Genomic DNA, 20,684 nt, shown 5'->3' with positions numbered 1-20,684 from the left:
AGTGGCGTCCCCTAGGGGATTCGAACCCCTGTTACCGCCGTGAAAGGGCGGTGTCCTAGGCCTCTAGACGAAGGGGACAAAAATTTGCATCTCGAAGCATTGCTTCGAGTAATTTTTGTAAGTGCGACAACTGAGCCTGCGAGGCTAAGCGGCCTAATTACAAAAACATGCTTTTGTCACTAGGACTGGTTATTTAGACTCTTACCATACGAGTTAAACACCTAAACATTCGAAGTTTAGCCCAACGGGTGGGTAGCGTACACACTGCAGATTTTGGTGGAGCTAGGCGGGATCGAACCGCCGACCTCTTGCATGCCATGCAAGCGCTCTCCCAGCTGAGCTATAGCCCCAAACCTGAGTGCAAGAACAACCAACTTGACGTCGTCATCTCGCTTAGTGCGGGGCGCATTCTATGCAGCCACCCAAACAAAGTCAACATCTTTTAAGTAACTTTTTACCAACCGCAGTAATTTTAAACAAAGCGAGCAAAGCTTGTGCAAGATACTGGTATTTGTGGTTTTTTATTAGCCAAAAAGTTACTTTGAGGCGACAGACCAAAGCCCGAAACTGGCTATTTTACCAAGAACAGGTATTTGCTCAAAAGCGGTGGGCTCTAGTTGAGCCGCTCCTAAGGCCACATGCAAAGGCATCAGGTGCTCCTCGCTGGGGTGGCAATATCGCGCTCCGGGAGCAGCTTCCCAATTAATTAGATGTTGCGCCCTGTCCTCTTTGGGCATGGACGTATTCAACACCTGCTTTAACCAGGCTTCAAACTCACGGTTATTTTTAATTGCTTCCTTGTTATCAGCCAATCTAAATGCGGCCATATTATGAAAGGAAAACCCCGAGCCTAAAATAAGAACATTATCCAGGTGTGCAATTGTCTTTGCTATTTGCTTACCCAGTTGCAGATGAAGTTGAGGGCTATAATCACGCTGTAGTGAGATTTGCACACAAGGAACATCGGCCTCTGGGTACATTATGGCTAGCGGTACAAATACACCATGATCAAGCCCTCGCTCGGCTTCTTCTACCACAGGGACACCTAGCCCCATTAAACCAGATAATAATTCTTTAGCTAACTGGGGAGCCCCGGGTACGGGATAGTTAATATTGTAGGCCTGTTCTGGAAAACCATAATAGTCATACAATAACTGTGGCTTAGCCTGGGTGTTCACCTTTATCTCCGGCGTATCCCAATGGGCACTGATCACAATAATTGCCGAAGGCTTTGGGATTAAGGTCGCAAACTTTTCTAATGTTTCGACCATTTCCTGGTGCCCTTCATGGCCCAAAAGAGGTAACGGCCCGCCGCCGTGAGAAATAAACGCACTGTAGTTCATTGGTAATGACTTCATCTTATGTATAAGGATTGTAGTTATTGTCTAAAAATCCGCTGTCTGACACTAGGCGCTGGGCGCACAACTCATGTTCAATAGCGCACCGACGGCCCCTGTATTAAGGTGAAATTGATTAAATAGCCCACGCATTGGCTATAAATACCTCACCTAAAACAAAATGTATCATTCAAGTGTTGACAGTCCTTTCTCTCTATCTATAATAGCGCCCCACAACAACGCAGCTAATTAAGTTAGTCAGCAATGTTGTTACCAGATGTGGGTTGTTAGCTCAGTTGGGAGAGCATCGCCCTTACAAGGCGAGGGTCACTGGTTCAAGTCCAGTACAACCCACCACTTTAAAAGTGACGCATCTGAAAATTCTATATGGGTTGTTAGCTCAGTTGGGAGAGCATCGCCCTTACAAGGCGAGGGTCACTGGTTCAAGTCCAGTACAACCCACCATTCACTAGCTAGTCTAGTTTCATATAGAATTTAAAAGACCCCGGGTTGTTAGCTCAGTTGGGAGAGCATCGCCCTTACAAGGCGAGGGTCACTGGTTCAAGTCCAGTACAACCCACCATCATTTTGATGGAGTTAAGGAGCACGATGCTCGCATCGCACTATTATCCTTAACAAGGCGAGGGTTATTGGTAAGGTACTATAAAACCAAGCATCATTTTTAAGTGACATATCTGATATTTCTATATGGGTTGTTAGCTCAGTTGGGAGAGCATCGCCCTTACAAGGCGAGGGTCACTGGTTCAAGTCCAGTACAACCCACCATCTTCTAGATGGTCTGAGGAAATGTCGATGCTATGCATTGCGCTATTATCCTTAGATAGGCGAGGTTTATTGGTTAAACTCAATACAACCTACCATATAGAAATCGCAAAAAATTACGTTTTGGGTTGTTAGCTCAGTTGGGAGAGCATCGCCCTTACAAGGCGAGGGTCACTGGTTCAAGTCCAGTACAACCCACCATCTTCTAGATGGAGTTAAGGAGAATACGATGCTCGCATCGCACTATTATCCTTAGCAAGGCGAGGTTTATTGGTTAAACTCAATACAACCCACCATCTACTAAAACGTAATCCTACTGCGGGTTGTTAGCTCAGTTGGGAGAGCATCGCCCTTACAAGGCGAGGGTCACTGGTTCAAGTCCAGTACAACCCACCATTCTTTGATTCCTTTTTATCTTAAATAGATGCCACGCATCGCGCTATTCTCCTTAGCAAGGCAAGGTCTATTGGCTTAGTCCAGTACAACCCACCATTCTTTGATTCCTTTTTATCTTAAATAGATGCCAGGCATCGCGCTCCAGAATCTCGTCCCAAAACAAAACAGCTCCTTTTATCCCCATATCCTGCAAACTTATTTACACTCCCTAACACCATCAAAAAAACCATACCAAAGCATTAGATAACAACTCAATAAAGGCTTACCAAAGACGCAATTTAAGGCTTTACTCTTGATTTACTTGTCAGTCGCGAGTCTAGTTTATATAGTCGATGTAAACGATATTGATCTATTCATGGCATGTCTCAGCAAGTATCCAGTTCAGCCCATATTCTAATCATTGAAGAACAGCCTCTAGCCCTGAGCTATATGAAGCAGTCTTTAGAGCGGCTGGGCTATCGTTCCTTACATTTTGCCGAAAATGCCATAGTGGCCAAAGAGTTGTGCAAAGATCAGCGCTTCGATTTAATCATTTGTGCTTTTAATCTCAGTAAGCATCAGGATGGCTATCAGCTCTATGAAGAACTCAAGGTAAAAAAGCTGATTAAAGGCGCTACCGGTTTTATTTTTATTTCTGCGGAAACCTCGGGGGCCCTAGTACATAGTGTGCTGGAGCTGCATCCCGACGACTTTTTAGTTAAACCCTTTAATACCCTGGAGCTACAAAGCCGCATCGAACGCATTGTCAAACGCAAACATGCTCTCAAAGACGTTTATCAGTTAATCGATGATGAGAATTACTCCAAGGCACTGAAAGTAATCGATGCCAAACTGGTTGCCAATCAGGGCTACGCCGCTGTTTTGTTACGCCTCAAGGGCGAGACCTTACTGCTGCAAAAGCAGTTCGAACAAGGCAAAAGCTTTTTTAAATCTGTGTTGGATATTCAAAAATTTACCTGGGCACGTATCGGCATGGTCGAGGCGTTAATAGGCAATAACGAGCACAACCTCGCCCACCGCATGTTAAAAACCATGTTGGAACGCGACGAAACCCGCTTGGTTGCCTACGACCTGCTTAGCCAGTTGGAAATTAAACTCAACCAGTATGAACAGGCACAGGCTTACCTCAGTGCCGCAACCACCATGGCACCAAGAAACCTGGCACGTCAAACCAATCTGTCACAGGTGGCGCAAATCAATCATGATTACGAGCAAAACTATCAAACCTGTCGCGATATCGCCAAGTTTGCCCCCCACTCGATTCACGACAGCCCCGATGTGTATCTTAATGCCGCCCGAGCAGGGATCGACTATGCCCTCACCACAGATCAGAGCGAGCATATAACCCGGGTTACGCGCCAAACCACCAAATACCTCAATGATCTTAAAAAGCAATTTCCCGATGCCCAACAGCAAATCCAAGTGGATGTGCTCAATGCTCGGCTTTACTACCTTAAAGATGAGCACCACAAAGCGAAAATGCTGCTCGAGCAACTGGTGATTGATGACAGTCCCATCCGCTCCATCGATGGCGCCTTGGATCAGGCCAAGGCTTATCATGAGCTTGGTTTTCATGCCCAAGCCCAGACCCTGTATAACAAGATTATCGACCACTGTGAGCGCTATCCAGAGCGGCGCTCACCGCTGCAACTAAAAACCGCCATGCAACAGCAAAGCGAACGTCGCGACCTCACCATGGGCCCACGTGAACTAAATAACCACGCGGTGGAGAAGTTTAAACAGGGCAACTACCTGCTGGCACTTGAGGCCTTTAGCCAAGCCTTTCGGGTTATGCCGAAAAACCGCAGCATCGCCTTAAATTTACTGCAGTGCCTGTACGAGGGCAGCGTTCGCCAGGGTACCAGTTTTAACCAACTACTGGCCGATAAATGTTGTGCCCTGCTCGATAACAGCAAACTCGATGAGGAAATGAGCACCCGCTACGAAAAAATTAAGCAAAAATACCTTCACGCCCATCCTGCGACTCTCTGATCCCCTTTGTGCCAAGGCTCTGAAGGCCAGCGCACACTGCTGGCATTGTGCGTCAAAGCCTGTATATTGATGCTATAAATCAATAACAAACGAACCCAAAATGAATAAACTAACAGCCCTGGCTCTTGGTGTGTCACTGGCTTTGGCCGGTTGCCAAGACGCCCCTGCTCCAAAGCAAGAAAAACAACAACAGGCAGCCCCTGCGGCAGCAAGCTCACAGCAAATTGCCAAGGCGGTGGATGCCTATACCCAACGCTTTATCGACCATCAAAGCGCGCTGGCGACCTCCCTGAAATTACCGGCCGAGCAATATGGTCCTTATGCCAGTAAGTTGCCAGACTATTCGGTCGCAGGCATGCAACGCTTGCAACAAGATATGCGCGATGCCGCCAAGCAATTAGGTGCACTGCAACACCCGGCTTTGGCACAAAAAGATGCCTTGCACCTGAAGGTTAACCAGGTGATCGCTAACTACTATGCCGGTGATGCCAACTTTGCCGCCGGTTATATCGATACCTGGGGTGGTCACCTTCCTTATGTGGTTAACCAACTCTCAGGGCCTTTAATCGACCTGCCAAATCTGTTGAAAGATCAACATGAAATAGCTTCAGAGCAAGACGCCAAGGATTATTTAGCCCGTCTTAATGCCTTTAGCGACGTGGTTAAGCAAGTGCAGGAGAAGGTCAATGCCGATGCGAAGTTGGGTGTCATTCTGCCGAAGGCCTTGTTCCCCAATACCCTGGGGTATCTGGAAAACTTCACTTCGGCAGCGCCGGAGGTGCACCCCTTGGTGAGCTCAATGAAAGCCAAGTTGGATAAGCTTGAAGGCTTGAGCGAACAACAAGTGACGGATTATCTGCAGCAAGCCGAAGAAATAGTTCGCAGTAAGATTTACCCCGCTGTTGCGAGCGTCTACAACGACATGCAAGGCCTGCAGAAGCAAGCACCGGAGAAAGTGGGAATCTGGGCTCAACCCAATGGCGAGGCCTTTTACCAACATGAGATCACCTACTTGGGCGACTCAGACCTCAGTGCCGAACAAATCCACCAATTAGGCTTAGATGAAGTTAAACGAATCACTGCCCGTATGGACGAAATTTTAAAGGCAAACGGTTACAGCGAAGGCAGTGTCAACGAGCGCATGCAGCAGCTTAACGCCGAGCCGCGCTTCTTATACGAAGACAGCGATGCGGGTCGCGCCGAGCTGCTGGCATTTTTACGCGATGAAATCGTCACCATAAATAAAAAAGCGCCGGACTACTTTTCCACCCTGCCGCCACAAAAGGTTGAGGTACGTCGCATTCCTGTGGCCGTGGAAGCGGGCTCGGCGGGCGGTTACTACAACGGCCCGTCGCTCGATGGTTCACGCCCTGGGGTCTTCTATATCAATCTTAAAGACATGGCCGCGGTACCCAGCTTTGGCATGAAAACCCTGACCTACCATGAAGCCGTTCCTGGACATCATTTCCAGATCGCCTTAAATATGTTGCAACAAGACATTGGCCTAATGCGCCAAAACGCCTCTTTCAATGCCTATGTTGAAGGCTGGGCCCTGTATTCCGAGTTGGTCGCCTATGAAATGGGCATGTATGAGAATGATCCCTTTGGCGATCTCGGTCGCTTGCAGGCCGAAGTGTATCGCGCCGCGCGTTTGGTCGTAGATACAGGTTTGCACTATAAGAAATGGACCCGTCAGCAGGCCATAGATTACTTTGCCGCGGCGACCGGCAGCCCCATGAGCGATGTGGTGCCCGCCATTGACCGCTATATTGCCTGGCCGGGCCAAGCCCTGGGTTATAAACTGGGTATGCTAAAACTGGTTGAGCTTCGCGACCGCGCAAAACAGGCGCTGGGTGATAAGTTTGATATCAAGGCCTTCCATGATGTTATCTTGCTCTCCGGTGCCCGCCCTATGGCGATCGTCGAGCAGGATGTCGATGCCTGGATAGCAACACAGAAATAACAAGCACTCAGGGGCCGTACAGGCCCCTTTTTATTGACCTTTCTGCTTAGAATGTCGCAGACCATAAGCTCGGCGCCACCGAGAGCACCAGCAAGGTTGCCATCAGGGTATTAAACACCCGCAAGCGCCATGGCGATGTTAGCCAGGAGGTAAGCTTTTCTCCTACCAGGCTCCAAGAGCCAACACAGGGCAGGTTCACAAGCGCAAAGATCACACCGATACTCATCACCGTATACACATCCCTCGTTGGCGCGTACACACTGACCGCGCTTAAGGCCATGGTCCAAGCCTTTGGATTGAGCCATTGAAACAGTGCCGCCTGGGTAAAGGTGAAAGGATGTGCGGCCAAGTTCCCCGAGCTCGGTTCACCACTGGTGAAAATCTTGTAAGCCAGATACAGTAAATAGCCAAAACATAATAGCCTCAGCACCTCGAAGCTATAAGGGATAAGATCAAACAACTGCATCACCCCTAGCCCCACCAGCACCAACATCAAACAAAAACCAATGGAAACACCCAGCATATGCGGTATGGTTCGGCGAAAGCCAAAATTAGCGCCTGAACTCATTAGCATTAGGTTATTCGGTCCCGGGGTGAGCGACGACACAGCGGCAAACATAGCCAGTGGCAGTACCATCTCCGCGTTCATATACTTGCACCTCATTCAAAATTTATGCAATTATAATTAAATTACCAAGCAATTATTGCGCGTTATAGCCTGACCAAAATATTTATACACAACATAAAATGAAAAAAGACAAAATTAACGACAGAATATTGCAAGAACTTAGATCCCATGGTCGTCTTGCTAATGCAGAGCTCGCCGAGCGCGTGGGACTTTCTCCTTCAGCATGTTTACGGCGGGTGCAAGAGTTGGAAAAAAGCGGGGTGATCACTGGCTATCGTGCGACCATCGACAACCATGCCCTTGGTCAGGGATTCATCGCCTATGTTGGTGTGGGCTTAAACGATCATTCTACTGAGGCACAACAGGCATTTGAACAGGCCTTAGCGGACGTGAAAGAAGTTGTAGAATGTCACAACGTCACCGGTGCGTTTGAGTACTTGCTAAGGGTAGAAACGGCCGATATTAAAACCTACAAGGCATTCCACGCCGATGTCCTCGGAGCCATTGCCCAGGTGCACACCATTACTACCCATATAGTCATGGAGTCGCCTAAGGATGAGCGGGCCTAACCGCTCTCTACCAGCACAGGGTTAATCTTCGGCTTTTTTAATAGCAACGGCGTTAATGCAATAACGCAGGTGTGATGGCGGTGGACCATCGGGAAAAACATGCCCTAAATGGGCATCACAGACATTACAGATGGTTTCTATGCGCTGCATCCCATGGCTGCCATCGGCAATATAAGCGATGGCATTGTCGCTTGCCGGCTGGGTGAACGAAGGCCAGCCACTGCCACTGTCAAACTTCTCGGCACCATCAAAGAGCAAATTATCACAACACACACAATGGTAGCGCCCCGGCTCGAACAAGGTGCATGAATCACTGCTAAAAGGGCGTTCTGTGCCTTTTTTACGGGTCACGTAAAAGGCCTCTTCGCTCAGTTGCTCACGCCACTGCTGCTCGGTTTTTTCCACACGATAAGGAGGCTTTGGGTTGCCCTTCGCGCTCATCATAAGAATATTTTGCCAGTTCAGCATAGTCACTCCAAAATTTGGCTAGTCGGCAAGGCAACTTTGACACACCTGCGCGCTCCGGGTCTAGCTCTTAGTGCCTAAACGGGCTTAATACTTAGACCCCGGCTCCGGGTTAAAACTGAGATTAGCGGATATAGGCCTTTCCTAAACGAATAATCGCCTGAATGCGATTATCCTCGCGCAGGTCCTTATGATACACAAACCACAGGCTGCTATCGTTATGCGGTTCGATACAATCAAGGCGCTTTAAATGCGGGCACTGCTTGGCTTTGCTGTCATCTATGGGGCCAATACCTAGGCCATTTTCGATAGCAAACTGAATATCGAGTAGGTTGTTGCTCTGGTAGCAAATATTGTTTTCGTCAATGACTTCCAGCACCTGTTTAACAAAGGCTAAATTTCGCTTGCGCCCACCAGGCATCACCCATTGATGTTGATTGAATTCACTGTCACACCTCGGCGCCTGATTCACCTGAAAGTAATGCTCGGAATAATAATAAGAAAAATTAAGGTCGCTCACTTTTAGGGCAATCAAGTCCGCCTGCGTCGGCATGGCACCGGCGCGAATAGACACATGGGCTTTGCCTTCTGCCAGTGGCACTATGTCATCACTGACATCGACTAGGATTTTCAAATCCCGATACTGCTGTTGTGCCTGCACCAGTATCGGATGCAAAAACGAGGAGTATTCGGGTAAGGTGGTGATCTTTAAGGTGCCCTTAACCTGATCGGAAGTTGCAAACAGCTGTGATGGTAACTGGTTGAATCGGCTTTCAATTTCTGGAAAGGTTTCCAATAATCGGGTGCCCGCCTCGGTCATCTGGTAACCGCGCTGACTGCGAAAAAACAGCTTGCAACCCAGGTCTTTCTCTAAGCGGTTAATTTTCCGTAAGACGGTGGTGTAGTTAATGGCTTCTAATTCTGCCGCCTTCGCCAAAGAGCCTGTGGCAGCAACACGATACGCGATTTTTACATCGTCCCAATTAAACTCTTTCACACTAAAAATTCCAACACTTCTCGAATTAGAAGTTTACCTTTGCGCCGACATTCGTTCGCTCTGCATTTTTGCAGAATCATTATGCATATTTAAGCATTAATTTACCTCGCGATAAAGGATAGCATCACGCCGATAACAAAATTGCTACAACCAGGTACAAGTGTAACTGGTGTTTATCGGAGGGGATATGAGACCAAGAATTGCAATTATCGGCGGTGGTATTGCCGGTTTGGCTTTCGCTATTTACTACAAAAAACTGGGTGGACGCGTCGACATTTACGAACGTAGCCCGCTTTCAGGACGCGAAGGTTTAGGCTTTATCATGCTCGAAAATGGCGTTAAGGCCATGGCCCAACTTGGTTTAGACAAGCAAGCCGCCGAGGTAGGCTACCCGGTTGAACTATGTCATATCGTCGACGACAACAATAACTTGCTGATCGAAGAAACCTTAGAGGGAAGCTACGGCGTCACCCGCAAGGCGTTTTTGGACGTGCTGCTAAACGAAATTCCCTCTGAATGGCTACATTTTGATCATCAGTTCTCTCATTTTGAATGGCACCAGGACGGTAGCGCTAAGCTAGCCTGTTTTACCAATGGTGAAAAAGTCGAGGCCGATTACTTCCTTGGCTGCGATGGCGGTCGCTCAGCGGTGCGTGCACAAATCTTCCCCGAAGCGAAGCGCTCCGATATCAAGGTTAAAGAGCTGGTGTCCATCGTTAAAAGCCCGGAGCTGGTACAGCAACTTGAAAATAAATTTGTTAAGTACAAACACCTGGACGGCGGCTTGGCGGTTGGTATGGTGCCAGCAGACGAGCAAAGCGTGGTCTGGTTTGTACAATACGACTGCGAGCGCTTCGATATTCTTGATGACAGCGAGACAGGTAAACAGCACTTTGCCGAACGCCTGGTTAGCCAATGGCCCGACCCGATCAATGCCTTGATCCAATTAACGGATTTCTCGCAATCGCATATCTGGAATACCTGTTACCTTATTCCGCTGGAGCGCTTCCACAAGCACAACGTGGTGCTGCTGGGCGATGCGGCCCATGCCCTGCTGCCCTTTACCAGTCAGGGCGTCAATTCGGCCATTGAGGATGCCATTGAACTGGCGAAGATTTTTGAATCAAGCGTCGAGGGCTTTGATGTCACCGCACTGGAGCACTTCTCCGTGATGCGTAAAAGCGTTGTTGCCAACTATCTGACTCAGGGGTTAGCCTTGCAGCAGGAGTTTTTGGCCCCTCATCATCACGAACAGAAAATCCCATTCGCTTTTTAAATTGGAGTTAAATTGATGACTACCTCATTATTTGCACACGATCAGGTGCCCTTGGAGACCTTGCGAACTCGGGCTTACAACTTTCGCTGGGCGGAAACCGATGCCGATATCATTCCCCTCACCGCGGCCGATCCGGACTTTGCGGTAGCAAAAGAAATTCGCCAAGCAATCGCCGATTATGCCCAAAGCGGGGTGTTTTCCTATGGCCCACACCAGGGTTTGCCTGAATTTAAAAACGAATTGGCCAATGCCCTGGCACTACGTAAAGACTATCGCCTTAACCCGGAACTGATCTTACCCATCGACAGTGCCGCCAGCGGTATGTATGCAACCGCACGTTTTTGCCTTGAACCCGGTGATGAAGCCATTATTTTCGATCCGGTTGATTTTCTCTTCGAACAGTCGGTGTTAGCGGCTGGCGGTAAGGTGATCCGTTGCCCTTATGATAAAGACACAGGGCGTTTCAAGCTGGAGCTATTACCTGAGCTGGTGAGCGATAAAACCCGCCTAATCGGCGTGTGTAACCCGCACAACCCATTGGGTAAGATTATTCCCTTGGAAGATTTAAAGACCATCGCTGAGTTTGCCAACCAGCACCAGCTTTGGATCATGAACGACGAAATTTGGTCGGATATCATCTATCCAGAAAAACAATTTACCAGTTTCCATCACCTGGCTCCCGAACTGTGTGAGCGCGTGATCACCGTCTATGGTTTTTCCAAGGCCTTTGGTTTAGCCGGTCTGCGTGTTGGTGCGGTGATCTCCCCCAATGCCGACGTGCATCAAAAAATTGTCGATGCCGCCTATGTGATGACCACTGCCGGTGGGGTTTCAACCATCTCGCAGGTTGCCGCTACCACTGCACTGAAAAGCTGCTGGTATTGGGTGGATGCCTTTATCGAGCATCTAACGGCGCTTCGCGATCACGCGGTGAAAAGACTAAATGCCATTGAAGGCGTTAGCTGTCAGGCCCCAGAAGCCACCTATTTGTTATTTGCCGATATTTCCGCAACCGGACTGGAAGCGGAAGAGCTGGTCGAGCACCTGCGCAACTATAAGGTCGCCGTCGTACCGGGCAATGAACGCTTCTTTGGCCCTGGCGCCAAGGGCCATATTCGTATTTGTTTTGCCACCAGCATGGACATTTTAGACCAGGGTCTGGACCGCATTGAGGCGGGGATCAACGCATTAAGGCAGGAAAAGTAATGGAATGTGATGCGGATATCGGCTGTGTCATGCCGAACTATGAGACTAAAAAGGATCTTGAGGCCAACACCACTTCGACCGAGCAAGTGCACCTGGTTTTCGTCACCGACCCCATTTGTTCTCACTGCTGGGCCTTGGAGCCGGTTTGGCGCCGACTAAAACTTAATTACCAGGTGAATGAGCGCTATATCCACGGCGGTTTATTGCCGGGCTGGGAAAACTTTGGCGATCCTGGTAATGGCATCGCCAAGCCCACGGATGTAATAGGTCACTGGCAGCAAGTAGCACAGCACTACCAGCAGCCCATTGACCCGTCGATGTGGGCCAAGGATCCGATCAGCAACTCCTATATTCTTTGTCGAGCGGCCATTGCAGTGCGCTTACTGGCTCCCAATATGGAGTCGGCCTTTGTGCGCCTGATGCGTGAGCGCATCTTCCTTTACGCCGAGAATATGGCAAAGGACGAAGCACTTTTTGAGCTGGTTGCATCAATGGGGCTGGACGCGATAGCGTTTGCCTCCTTGCTCCACAGTGAGCAGGTACTGGCACTATTTAACGCCGAACAACAGGAAATGATGCAGCTAGGCGCCCGCGGTTTCCCATCGCTCATTTTTAACGGTGATAACGCCTTTAGGCTTGCCGGCTCACAGCCGTATCAAAACCTTGAGCGTGCCTTGGTACTGATGGGTGAAGCGCAGCCGAAACGCCGCCATTTAACGGTGCAGCAAAAATTGGCATCTTATCCGAGCTGGACCTTACGCGAAGCCTGTGAGGTATTACAGGTTAGCCCCGAGGAAGCGCGTATCGAACTGCACCAGTTTGGCTTTATCGAAAGTCAGATTGCCGGTGGCAGCTTTTGGTATCAAGCAGCGCCCTAGACGCTCTCTATTTATACCAATTCTGTTAAAAGTGAATTGGTATTTATGTGCGGGCATTAGGTGAATACTCTCCCTATTCACTTATTGCCTTTGCACATTCTCCATATTCTAGCTTTACCTTGTCAGCGGCAAGGGCATCGGCAAGCACCGAGCGCATATGGGCATGTAGGCTTTCCCTGGAGCCAACCACACTAAGGCGAAATACCCCATCCTCGGCGCTAAGTTCAATGCCATGCTCCCACACGTATACCGACGAAATCGTCTCTATGGGCACAGAGTGCCAAGGGCCATGAAGGTCGAAAAAGCCCGCCAGTGAGCACACCTTTAAGTGCCTCTGTTCTCGAAGAATGAAGCGCCTTGGTGGGTTGCGAGCGATAAACCAGGGGGTCAGGCGGTAGAGGCAGGAAGCCAAGGCCACGACATAGGCCAACATCAGCGTCATGCGCAAAAGCGGCCAAGGTGCGCTCAACCACAGCACAAGCGCCAGGGGCAGCAGGGCCACCAGGGTATACTTGGCCAGGGTTTTATCTATGGGCCGCGGCGAAAGCGTGCTACCAAACACCCTATTCTTCCTTATTTTTAACGTCTTTTTTCTTGCTCTCTAGCTCGTCCGGCCAATCGGCAAAAAACACCCGTAAATAGCGGCTGCGCATTAAATACAGGAGGATCCAGGCAACCGCCACCGCTTGCACGGCAATATAAAAGGAAAAGCGATAATACTGCTGCGAGGCCTGTAAAATAAGCCAGGCCAAATCAAGCAAGGCGCACAACACCAAGGGCCAGCGCATATGCCGCCACAGGGATTTTAACCTGGGGTTACTGCCAGGGCGACGCAGAGAATAAACCGTGGCCGGCACTATAGCGATAGCCGCTATGGCCAAGGCCACAAAAAAGTCCTGCTTTTGTCGATACACCAAGGCCACCAAATCGAGCTCGGGGCGTCGAGAGATGGCCGCAAAGGCCCAGATAAGATAAGGGCGCAGCAAAATAATCAGCGCCAGGGTAAAGCCTACCGGGGTACGATAGGCGCCGTGCTTATCCCAATATTCAGGACCATAATGTTTCACAGCTGAGACTTCCTGTCCGCCAACACCCCAACCAGGATAAAGGCGGCAAACACCATCAAGGGTAAATAGGTGCTGCCGAAGAACATCAGTGCCTTAGCCATAAAGGGGCTCACCCATAGGGTTAACACCCCTAAACCAAAGGCACTGACGAGCACAAATACTAAGGTGCGCAGTAAAAAGTGCTTACCTGCCACCAGCTTCTTAACGGTTTTGATCACATCCCCGGCATACAGGCCGATAATGCAGACTACAAACACCAGGGCGATGTCACCGAGATAGGGTGACAGCCACTGTCCAAAACGAAATAATCCCGACTCCAGCCAGGCGATAAAATCATTCATGGCTAGGCACCGTGCTCGGCAAACAGGGCCATTAAGTCGTCTTCACTGAGAATCTCAATGCCCAGCTCCTGCGCCTTGGTGAGTTTAGAGCCGGCCTTTTCTCCGGCGACCAGGGCATGAGTTTTTGCCGACACACTGCCCGCCACCTTAGCACCCAGCGTCTGTAAGCGTGCCTTAGCATCGTTACGGGTCAAAGTATGCAGGGTTCCGGTAAGCACATAGGTTAAGCCGGTGAGTGGTTGCTCACTTTCGCTTTTAACCTCGAGCGCTGGCCAGTGCACCCCTTCATCGAGCAAGGCCTGAACCACCCCTTGGTTCGACTCCTCGCTAAGAAGCTGTGGATATGTTTGGCAACTATCTCACCCACATCACTGACTTCCTGCAGTTGCTCTGTGCTCGCCTGCATAATGGCATCCAAACTCAGGTAATGATTGGCCAGATTTTGCGCCGTTGCCTCTCCTACCTCGCGTATGCCCAGGGAATAAATAAACTTGGCCAGCGTTGTGGTCTTGGCCGCCTCTAGGGCATTAACCAGATTAGCCGCCGACTTCGGTCCCATCCGCTCCAGACTTTCAAAATGGCCCTGGCGTAGCTGGAATAACTCAGCCGGAGTGTGGATTAGCTCGCGCTCAACCAGTTGCTCGACGATTTTATCGCCCAGACCATCAATGTCCATGGCCTTGCGCGAGGCGAAATGTTTAATCGCTTCTTTACGCTGCGCCGCACACACCAGACCGCCGCTACAACGAGCCACGGCCTCGCCTTCAATACGCTCAACGTGGGAATGACACACGGGACACTGGCTTGGGAAAACTATATCTTTGGCATCTGCCGGACGCTGCTCCAGCACCACCTGAGTGATCTGGGGGATCACATCACCGGCACGGCGCACCACCACGGTATCGCCAATTTTAACCCCCAAGCGGGCAATTTCATCGCCATTGTGCAAGGTGGCGTTGGACACCGTCACCCCACCGACATAGACGGGGGCCAAGCGCGCCACCGGGGTAATAGCCCCGGTGCGACCGACCTGGAATTCCACATCCAGCAACTGGGTGATCTCTTCTTGCGCCGGGAATTTAAAGGCAATGGCCCAACGCGGCGCGCGGGCAACAAATCCCAGCTGCTCTTGCGCGGCTTTGTCGTTAACCTTGATCACTACCCCATCGATTTCATATTTGAGCTCGCCACGGCGCGTAAGAATATCCCTGTAATAGGCAATAGCTTCATCGGCGCCATTAACCAGCTTGGTCTCCGGGCACAGGGGCAGGCCCCACTCTTTTAGCTGGTGTAGCTGCTCAAAATGCCCGCCTGCCAGCTCGGCGCCGGTGACCTGGCCCATGGAATAGGCGTAAAACATCAGTGGACGTTTAGCGGTGATCTTAGAGTCGAGCTGGCGCAAACTACCGGCGGCGGCATTGCGCGGGTTGGCAAACACCTTGCCGTCGTTCGCTTTGGCTTCCTCGTTAAGACGATGGAAACCGGCCAAGTCCATAAACACTTCGCCACGTACTTCCAGCTCCTCGGGAAACTCCCCTCGCAGTTTCAGGGGAATATTGCGGATAGTTTTAACATTCTCGGTGATGTTCTCACCCACCTGACCATCGCCACGGGTCGCCGCCTGCACCAGCACGCCGTCACGATACAGGATAGACACCGCCAAACCATCGAGTTTAGGCTCGCAGCAAAAGGTTTGCTGGCTACTTGCGGCCAATCGGTCATTGATACGCTTATTAAAGGCGTTGAACTCATCTTCATCAAAGGCATTGTCCAGAGACAACATGGGCACCTGGTGAGTCACCTGGGAGAATTTGCTCAGTGCCGCGCCACCAACCTTTTGGCTTGGCGAGTCCGGGCTTTGTAAATGCGGATGCTCGACCTCCAATGCCTGTAATTGGCGCATCAGTCGGTCATATTCCGAATCGGGAATGCTGGGGTTGTCCAAGACATAATAATTATAATTGTGCTCCTCCAGCTTGGAGCGAAGCTCGGCAATTTGTTGCTCGGGGGTGAGACTCATATCTACCTCGATAAAAAAGCCACCGGGAGGTGGCTTAGTGTCAATGTGTTTCCCTGCGTGTTGAGCCTTGGCAAAGCAAGGCCGACACCTCAGGATTAAGCGTACTCGCGGACTTTTTCCACGTACTCGCGTATGCCGTTTACGCTGAGCGGCTGACGGTTATGATCCAACAGCTCGGCACCGAATTCTTCGGCCAGCTTTTTCGCGGCACTGTGCAGCATATTGAAGGTGGTCATGGCTTCGCCTTCGTTCGGCAAGGTCATAAACAAGCTGATACCTGCGGTGCTGAATTGCTCCATATTGTCGATATCAAAGGTACCCGGGTTATACATGTTCACCATGCGGAAAAGTACCGGGCCTTGGCCGCTGCTTTGCTCGTGGCGGTGGAAAAAACCATCGTCGGAATATTTGAATCCCAAGGTTAAAACCAAAGGCAATAACTTGGCGCCCTGCATTTGCAGACCCTCTGGCATATGTACATGGATAATAACGAAATCTTCCGGTTGCACTGCGCTTGGCTTTGCCGAGGGCTGTGCCGACGACTCTTGCTGAGGCTTTTCACCAACATCCGTTTGCTCGTCGTCTTCGATGGCAAAGTTACCCAGGTTCGGCTCTTCGTCGTCCAAGGCGTTAAAGCTCGGCTCTTCACGCACATCGGTGTGAAGCGACGGGCTTGCCGAAGCGCTTGTCGACGTTCCCGCAGCAGCGCTTGCAGCTTCGGCCGTGGCAGATGTATCTGAAGTCGTACTGGTGGGCACCTGCTCTGACGCCTTTACTGGCTCACTTGCAACATGGGACGTTGCCCCAGGCGCTTCGCTTGACGCTGCTTTTTGTTGCTCCTGGGCTGGGGCCTTGGTTTTGGTCGCTGCGGAGTTATCAACCCCTTGCGAGCGTTTGCGCACAGACCATAGGCCGTGAATTAGCAAACCACCAATTACTACCGCACTGATTAGAATTAATACCCATCTGAGATCTTCGGCCATCCCCTCACCTTTATTCTTAGTTTGTTCAATTAACTGGCTTGAGCCATTTCCATTGCTTGCTCAATATCCACCGCCACCATACGTGACACACCCGGTTCTGCCATAGTCACACCGGTCAGGCGCCCTGCCATTTCCATGGCAATTTTATTATGGCTGATGTATATAAATTGCACGGTTTGCGACATTTCTTCAACCAAACGGCAAAAACGGCCGACATTGGCATCATCTAACGGCGCATCAACCTCGTCAAGCATACAAAATGGTGCTGGATTGAGCCTGAATATCGAAAACACCAATGATAATGCGGTCAGCGCTTTTTCTCCACCACTTAACAAATGGATTGTGGAATTTTTCTTGCCTGGCGGCCTTGCCATAATCGCCACCCCACTTTCAAGCAGGTCGTCGCTGGTCAATTCCAAATAAGCCGAGCCGCCACCAAAGACCTTGGGGAACAGCTCCTGCAGATCCTCATTGATCTGCTCAAAGGTGGCCTTAAACTGAGCCTTGGTCTGACGGTCTATTTTGGCGATAGCCGCCTCCAGCGTTTCCATCGCCATGGTGAGATCGTCTAACTGCTCATCCAAATACTGCTTACGCTCCTTGGCACTGGCAAACTCGTCGATCGCGGCCAGGTTTACGGCACCTAAATCGCTTAATTGCTTGTCTAAGGTGGTGAGCTGCGCCTGCCAACGTCCGGCATGCGCATCTTGCGGTAGGGTTTCGAGCACGGCTTTTAAGCTGGTATTGAGCTCTTCCAACGGTGCCAAGGCCTGTTGCGCCTTTAAGGTCAGGGTTTGCTCCGCCAACAAAGCCTGCTGGATCTGCTCCTGCAATTGCTCCCTTTGCTGCTCCCCCTGAGCCAACTTTTCTTTGTTTTGCTGTAACTCGCTTTGCGCCTGTTCCAGTTGTTGCTGTAAGGCCAGCTGCTCTTCTGCGAGCTGTTCTTTTTGCTCCAGCAACTGGGCGATTTGCTCTTCCTGTATGGCGATGGGTTCGGCCACCTCCTGCTGCTCGGCTTCGGCCGCGGCCAATTGCCCTCGGGCCAGTTCCAGTTCGCGCTCAATGTTGTCCTGCTTGCTCTGACTTAAGGTCAGCTCACTGTGCAGACGTTCGCTGTAGATCTGCGCTTCGTTCACCTGCCCTTGCAGCGCTTGCATACGCAATTGGGCCTGTTTCAAGGCCTGTTGGGCTTGCTCAAACTGATGACCTTCCTGCTCGCAGTGATGTTCGGCCTGGGCCAAGGCTTCCTCCGCTTGCTCTATACGTGCCAGCTGTTGCTCCAGCGCCAATTGTGCCGCCTCGACTTGCTCGCTCAGAGTATGCGCTCGGGTTTGTAAACGCACTAACTCCTGCTGCCATTGCTGAGCCTGCTCTTTTTGCAGCTCCTGGCGGGTTTGCATGCTAGCGTAGGATTTAGAATACTCGTGGACTTCCTGCTTAGCCTGCTCCAAGGAGGCTTTAAGCGCTTCGTGCTCGCCGTTAAGCTGCTCCAGCTCTTTTTCTATCGCCGGTAGTTTATCCTGGCGCTGCCCTAAAGCCGTATCCAATTCCTGTAGTTGCTGACGCTGAGCCAGCACCCCAAGTTGCTCACGGGTAGCCTGCAAACACCAGTGACGGCCATGCAAATGAGCATTGGCATCTATCACGGCGAGCCAGTTGGGGTCATCCAAGACTCGGGTATCCCCTTTGGCATCAAAGGCAATACGGTGCAACAGATCCGGATAGCGTCCGGATTGAATAAACTGGGCGACGGATTGCCGAGGCGCTGTCTCGGTTTGTGGTCCCAGCCAGTCGCCACTGCTATCGTCGCTTACCTGCAAGCGACGAAGTTGCATCAGGGCGACTTCGATGACTTGTTCATAGCCCGGTTGCACCTCAAGCTGAAACAGCATGCCATTTCCTTGTTCTTCTTGTTCGTCCTGCAACACAGAGTGAATGGCATCGCGTTTGGCGCCCAGCTCCTGAATATGACGCTGCAGGCTTTGCTGCTCCTGGCGGGCGTGATGCAACTCTTCCTCGTTGGCCAACAAGGCCTGCTCATGTTGCAGTTGCGCACTTTGCGCCTTGGCGAGGCGCTCGGTCAGGGCCTTGCTTTGTCGCTCGCTCTCTTCGAGTTGCTGCACAATATTGGCTTCCTGATGACGGCCAAGGGCGGCGTTATTATCCTCTACTTGCTGTTGTAAGGCCTGTACGCTGGCGGCGGCGCCTTGATGCTCGTGTCGGCATTGCTGGAGCTGGCGCTGATGTTGATATAAAAACTCACGCTGCTGGTGCTGTTGATGTTGCAACTGAGCGAACTGTTCCTCGGCCTCATCGCGCACCGCCTGGCACTCCAACAGGGCTTCTTGCAACTCTTCACTGAGCTGTTGCTGCTGTTCACAACGCCCTTGATGCTGGGCGACAAACTCGTTCTGTTGGCGCTGCGCCTCAAGCAGCTGCGCCTGCTGTTGCTGATTTTGCGCTATGCTGGCCTGCAATTGGTGGGCCCGCTGCTTGGCATGAATTTGTTGCTGCTCCAAACGCGCCAGTTGGTTGTCGGTTTGAAATATTTGCTGCTGGTTATGATTGAGTGCCGCACTGGTATCATCCAATTGCTGCTGATAGGCACTGAGTACATCCTGCTCACCGCGGTGGGCATCTTTAAAAAATGCCAGCTGCTCTTTCAGCTCGGCGAGTTGCTCGGATTGTTGCAACTGCTGTTGATGCAGCTTTTGCCATTTAAGCACCGCCAGCTCGCCCTTATAGCGGCGCTGCTGCGCTTTCAGCTCACGATAACTGCTGGCTTGCTGCGCCTGATGTTCTAGCTTATCGAGCTGGGTTTGCAACTCGGCACGCACATCAAGCAGACGCTCGAGATTTTCCTTGGTGCTGCGAATACGGGTTTGCGTCTCTCGGCGCCGCTCCTTGTATTTGGACACACCGGCGGCTTCTTCGATAAAGACCCTTAGTTCCAGTGGCTTACTTTCGATCAGCCGGGAAATCATGCCCTGCTCAATAATGGCATAGCTACGCGGCCCAAGACCTGTGCCTAAGAAGATGTCGGTAATATCGCGCTTGCGGCATTTACTGCCGTTGAGGTAATACAGAGACTGGCCGTCGCGGGTCACCACCCGCTTAATGGCGACCTGATTGCGCGCCGCCATGGTACCGGGCAAGCGACCCAGGGTATTGTCAAACACCAGTTCCACCGAGGCTTGGGAAACCGGTTTACGGGTCGCAGCACCGTTAAAAATCACGTCCGTCATGGCATCACCCCGGAGGTTTTTTGCCGAGCTTTCTCCGAGCACCCAGCGCACCGCATCGATAACATTGGATTTGCCACAGCCGTTTGGCCCCACCACACAGGTCATGGGGTCGGGAAAAGGGATCTTTGTGGCATCAACGAAGGACTTAAAACCCGCCAGTTTTATGCTGCTTAAGCGCATTACGCCTCATTATTCTAGTTATTATTAGGGTCTGTTTATCTTTGCGGTTTACTTTATGTTCAATCTAAACGCATTCTGATGAATATAATCACTGATTTATGTGGTTAAATTCATCCATGAAGCTTGGTTACATCGCGCATCCATGCGCTCACCTCGCTAAGCTGCGAAGCATTGCTTCGGTCTTGCTCGCCTATGTACATAGCGAGCAACACAGAGCAGGATGCGTTTAGATGAACCCGTAGGGCAGCGCTTGTAACGCATTTCTACTGTGTTGTTACATGTTTATGTAGAATAACTACACCACACATGTGCCGCCTTGTATAAATTCGCTACACACTGCTGCAGAAACAAACAACAA

Annotated in this window: 15 protein-coding genes, 8 tRNA genes and 1 pseudogene; 12 read left to right on the top strand and 12 right to left on the bottom strand. The window is 50.8% G+C overall.

All coding sequences use genetic code 11. The features are described from left to right. Positions 1–2: 2 nt before the first annotated feature. The 3 genes from C2M36_RS11860 to C2M36_RS11850 all read right to left on the bottom strand — a co-directional run bounded on the left by C2M36_RS11860 (position 3) and on the right by C2M36_RS11850 (position 1,358). A tRNA-Glu gene (locus tag C2M36_RS11860) sits at positions 3–78 on the bottom strand. 196 nt (positions 79–274) lie between these two features. Then, positions 275–350 (bottom strand) — tRNA-Ala (locus C2M36_RS11855). Between the two features lie 186 nt (positions 351–536). After that, on the bottom strand, positions 537–1,358 hold the full coding sequence (locus C2M36_RS11850) for a DODA-type extradiol aromatic ring-opening family dioxygenase (RefSeq protein WP_105255067.1): 822 nt from the start codon (positions 1,356–1,358) through the stop codon (positions 537–539). Positions 1,359–1,618: 260 nt separating this feature from the next. On the opposite strand from C2M36_RS11850, the gene C2M36_RS11845 reads away from it, so the two are divergent. The 8 genes from C2M36_RS11845 (at position 1,619) to C2M36_RS11810 (ending at position 6,471) form a co-directional block, all read left to right on the top strand. Then, positions 1,619–1,694: transfer RNA gene (locus C2M36_RS11845), tRNA-Val, on the top strand. 32 nt (positions 1,695–1,726) lie between these two features. Then, positions 1,727–1,802 (top strand) — tRNA-Val (locus C2M36_RS11840). A gap of 42 nt (positions 1,803–1,844) precedes the next feature. Next, a tRNA-Val gene (locus C2M36_RS11835) sits at positions 1,845–1,920 on the top strand. Positions 1,921–2,047: 127 nt separating this feature from the next. Beyond that, positions 2,048–2,123 (top strand) — tRNA-Val (locus C2M36_RS11830). Between the two features lie 122 nt (positions 2,124–2,245). Beyond that, a tRNA-Val gene (locus C2M36_RS11825) sits at positions 2,246–2,321 on the top strand. A gap of 119 nt (positions 2,322–2,440) precedes the next feature. Then, positions 2,441–2,516 (top strand) — tRNA-Val (locus C2M36_RS11820). Between the two features lie 360 nt (positions 2,517–2,876). Further along, positions 2,877–4,508, top strand: a complete 1,632-nt coding sequence (locus C2M36_RS11815; protein WP_105255066.1) for a response regulator — start codon at positions 2,877–2,879, stop codon at positions 4,506–4,508. Between the two features lie 100 nt (positions 4,509–4,608). Beyond that, complete coding sequence (locus C2M36_RS11810) at positions 4,609–6,471, top strand: DUF885 domain-containing protein (RefSeq protein ID WP_105255065.1); 1,863 nt, start codon at positions 4,609–4,611, stop codon at positions 6,469–6,471. A gap of 46 nt (positions 6,472–6,517) precedes the next feature. On the opposite strand, the gene C2M36_RS11805 is transcribed toward C2M36_RS11810, so the two are convergent. Beyond that, on the bottom strand, positions 6,518–7,120 hold the full coding sequence (locus C2M36_RS11805) for a LysE family translocator (protein ID WP_105255064.1): 603 nt from the start codon (positions 7,118–7,120) through the stop codon (positions 6,518–6,520). 98 nt (positions 7,121–7,218) lie between these two features. Between C2M36_RS11805 and C2M36_RS11800 the strand changes: the two genes are divergently transcribed. Further along, complete coding sequence (locus C2M36_RS11800) at positions 7,219–7,668, top strand: Lrp/AsnC family transcriptional regulator (RefSeq protein ID WP_105255063.1); 450 nt, start codon at positions 7,219–7,221, stop codon at positions 7,666–7,668. Positions 7,669–7,689: 21 nt separating this feature from the next. Here the strand turns inward: C2M36_RS11800 and msrB are convergent, their stop codons facing one another. After that, entirely contained in the window at positions 7,690–8,136 is a 447-nt protein-coding gene (gene msrB, locus C2M36_RS11795; protein WP_105255062.1) for a peptide-methionine (R)-S-oxide reductase MsrB, read from the bottom strand. A 121-nt stretch (positions 8,137–8,257) separates the two neighbouring features. Beyond that, positions 8,258–9,130 (bottom strand): LysR family transcriptional regulator, encoded by an 873-nt coding sequence (locus tag C2M36_RS11790; protein ID WP_105255061.1) that lies wholly within the window; start codon positions 9,128–9,130, stop codon positions 8,258–8,260. 187 nt (positions 9,131–9,317) lie between these two features. On the opposite strand from C2M36_RS11790, the gene C2M36_RS11785 reads away from it, so the two are divergent. Genes C2M36_RS11785 through C2M36_RS11775 form a run of 3 tightly spaced genes read left to right on the top strand, consistent with a single transcriptional unit; the run spans position 9,318 to position 12,490 of the window. Continuing rightward, the gene (locus C2M36_RS11785) at positions 9,318–10,406 is read left to right on the top strand and encodes an FAD-dependent oxidoreductase (protein ID WP_105255060.1); all 1,089 of its coding nucleotides are present in this window, start codon (positions 9,318–9,320) and stop codon (positions 10,404–10,406) included. 15 nt (positions 10,407–10,421) lie between these two features. Then, entirely contained in the window at positions 10,422–11,612 is a 1,191-nt protein-coding gene (locus C2M36_RS11780) for a pyridoxal phosphate-dependent aminotransferase (protein ID WP_105255059.1), read from the top strand. Further along, positions 11,612–12,490: a DsbA family protein gene (locus C2M36_RS11775; RefSeq protein WP_105255058.1), complete on the top strand. Its 879-nt coding sequence runs from the start codon at positions 11,612–11,614 to the stop codon at positions 12,488–12,490. The genes C2M36_RS11780 and C2M36_RS11775 overlap by 1 nt, the downstream gene beginning before the upstream one ends. A gap of 73 nt (positions 12,491–12,563) precedes the next feature. Here the strand turns inward: C2M36_RS11775 and C2M36_RS11770 are convergent, their stop codons facing one another. The 6 genes and pseudogenes from C2M36_RS11770 to C2M36_RS11745 all read right to left on the bottom strand — a co-directional run bounded on the left by C2M36_RS11770 (position 12,564) and on the right by C2M36_RS11745 (position 20,326). Further along, entirely contained in the window at positions 12,564–13,052 is a 489-nt protein-coding gene (locus C2M36_RS11770; RefSeq protein ID WP_105255057.1) for a hypothetical protein, read from the bottom strand. 1 nt (position 13,053) lies between these two features. After that, positions 13,054–13,557 (bottom strand): DUF2919 domain-containing protein, encoded by a 504-nt coding sequence (locus C2M36_RS11765; protein ID WP_105255056.1) that lies wholly within the window; start codon positions 13,555–13,557, stop codon positions 13,054–13,056. Further along, positions 13,554–13,898 (bottom strand): DUF3392 family protein, encoded by a 345-nt coding sequence (locus C2M36_RS11760; protein ID WP_105255055.1) that lies wholly within the window; start codon positions 13,896–13,898, stop codon positions 13,554–13,556. Before C2M36_RS11760 ends, C2M36_RS11765 begins: the two co-directional genes overlap by 4 nt. A 2-nt stretch (positions 13,899–13,900) precedes the next feature. After that, positions 13,901–15,918 (bottom strand): annotated as a pseudogene (gene ligA, locus C2M36_RS11755) (NAD-dependent DNA ligase LigA). Positions 15,919–16,013: 95 nt separating this feature from the next. Continuing rightward, positions 16,014–16,901 (bottom strand): cell division protein ZipA, encoded by an 888-nt coding sequence (zipA, locus tag C2M36_RS11750; RefSeq protein WP_105255054.1) that lies wholly within the window; start codon positions 16,899–16,901, stop codon positions 16,014–16,016. A 29-nt stretch (positions 16,902–16,930) separates the two neighbouring features. Then, a complete protein-coding gene (locus C2M36_RS11745) occupies positions 16,931–20,326 on the bottom strand; it encodes a chromosome segregation SMC family protein (protein WP_105255053.1) in 3,396 nt (1,131 codons plus the stop codon). Positions 20,327–20,684: the final 358 nt, after the last annotated feature.

Source organism: Pseudoalteromonas sp. T1lg75 (genome assembly GCF_002964705.1).
In the GTDB taxonomy this organism is placed as follows: domain Bacteria; phylum Pseudomonadota; class Gammaproteobacteria; order Enterobacterales; family Alteromonadaceae; genus Pseudoalteromonas.
This window is presented reverse-complemented; position numbering and strand designations above follow the sequence as displayed.

Coding starts and splice junctions, on each gene's coding strand:
- C2M36_RS11850 (WP_105255067.1), bottom strand. CDS start 1,358: ATGAAGTCATTACCAATGAACTACAGTGCGTTTATTTCTCACGGCGGC.
- C2M36_RS11815 (WP_105255066.1), top strand. CDS start 2,877: ATGTCTCAGCAAGTATCCAGTTCAGCCCATATTCTAATCATTGAAGAA.
- C2M36_RS11810 (WP_105255065.1), top strand. CDS start 4,609: ATGAATAAACTAACAGCCCTGGCTCTTGGTGTGTCACTGGCTTTGGCC.
- C2M36_RS11805 (WP_105255064.1), bottom strand. CDS start 7,120: ATGAACGCGGAGATGGTACTGCCACTGGCTATGTTTGCCGCTGTGTCG.
- C2M36_RS11800 (WP_105255063.1), top strand. CDS start 7,219: ATGAAAAAAGACAAAATTAACGACAGAATATTGCAAGAACTTAGATCC.
- msrB (WP_105255062.1), bottom strand. CDS start 8,136: ATGCTGAACTGGCAAAATATTCTTATGATGAGCGCGAAGGGCAACCCA.
- C2M36_RS11785 (WP_105255060.1), top strand. CDS start 9,318: ATGAGACCAAGAATTGCAATTATCGGCGGTGGTATTGCCGGTTTGGCT.
- C2M36_RS11780 (WP_105255059.1), top strand. CDS start 10,422: ATGACTACCTCATTATTTGCACACGATCAGGTGCCCTTGGAGACCTTG.
- C2M36_RS11775 (WP_105255058.1), top strand. CDS start 11,612: ATGGAATGTGATGCGGATATCGGCTGTGTCATGCCGAACTATGAGACT.
- C2M36_RS11760 (WP_105255055.1), bottom strand. CDS start 13,898: ATGAATGATTTTATCGCCTGGCTGGAGTCGGGATTATTTCGTTTTGGA.
- zipA (WP_105255054.1), bottom strand. CDS start 16,901: ATGGCCGAAGATCTCAGATGGGTATTAATTCTAATCAGTGCGGTAGTA.
- C2M36_RS11745 (WP_105255053.1), bottom strand. CDS start 20,326: ATGCGCTTAAGCAGCATAAAACTGGCGGGTTTTAAGTCCTTCGTTGAT.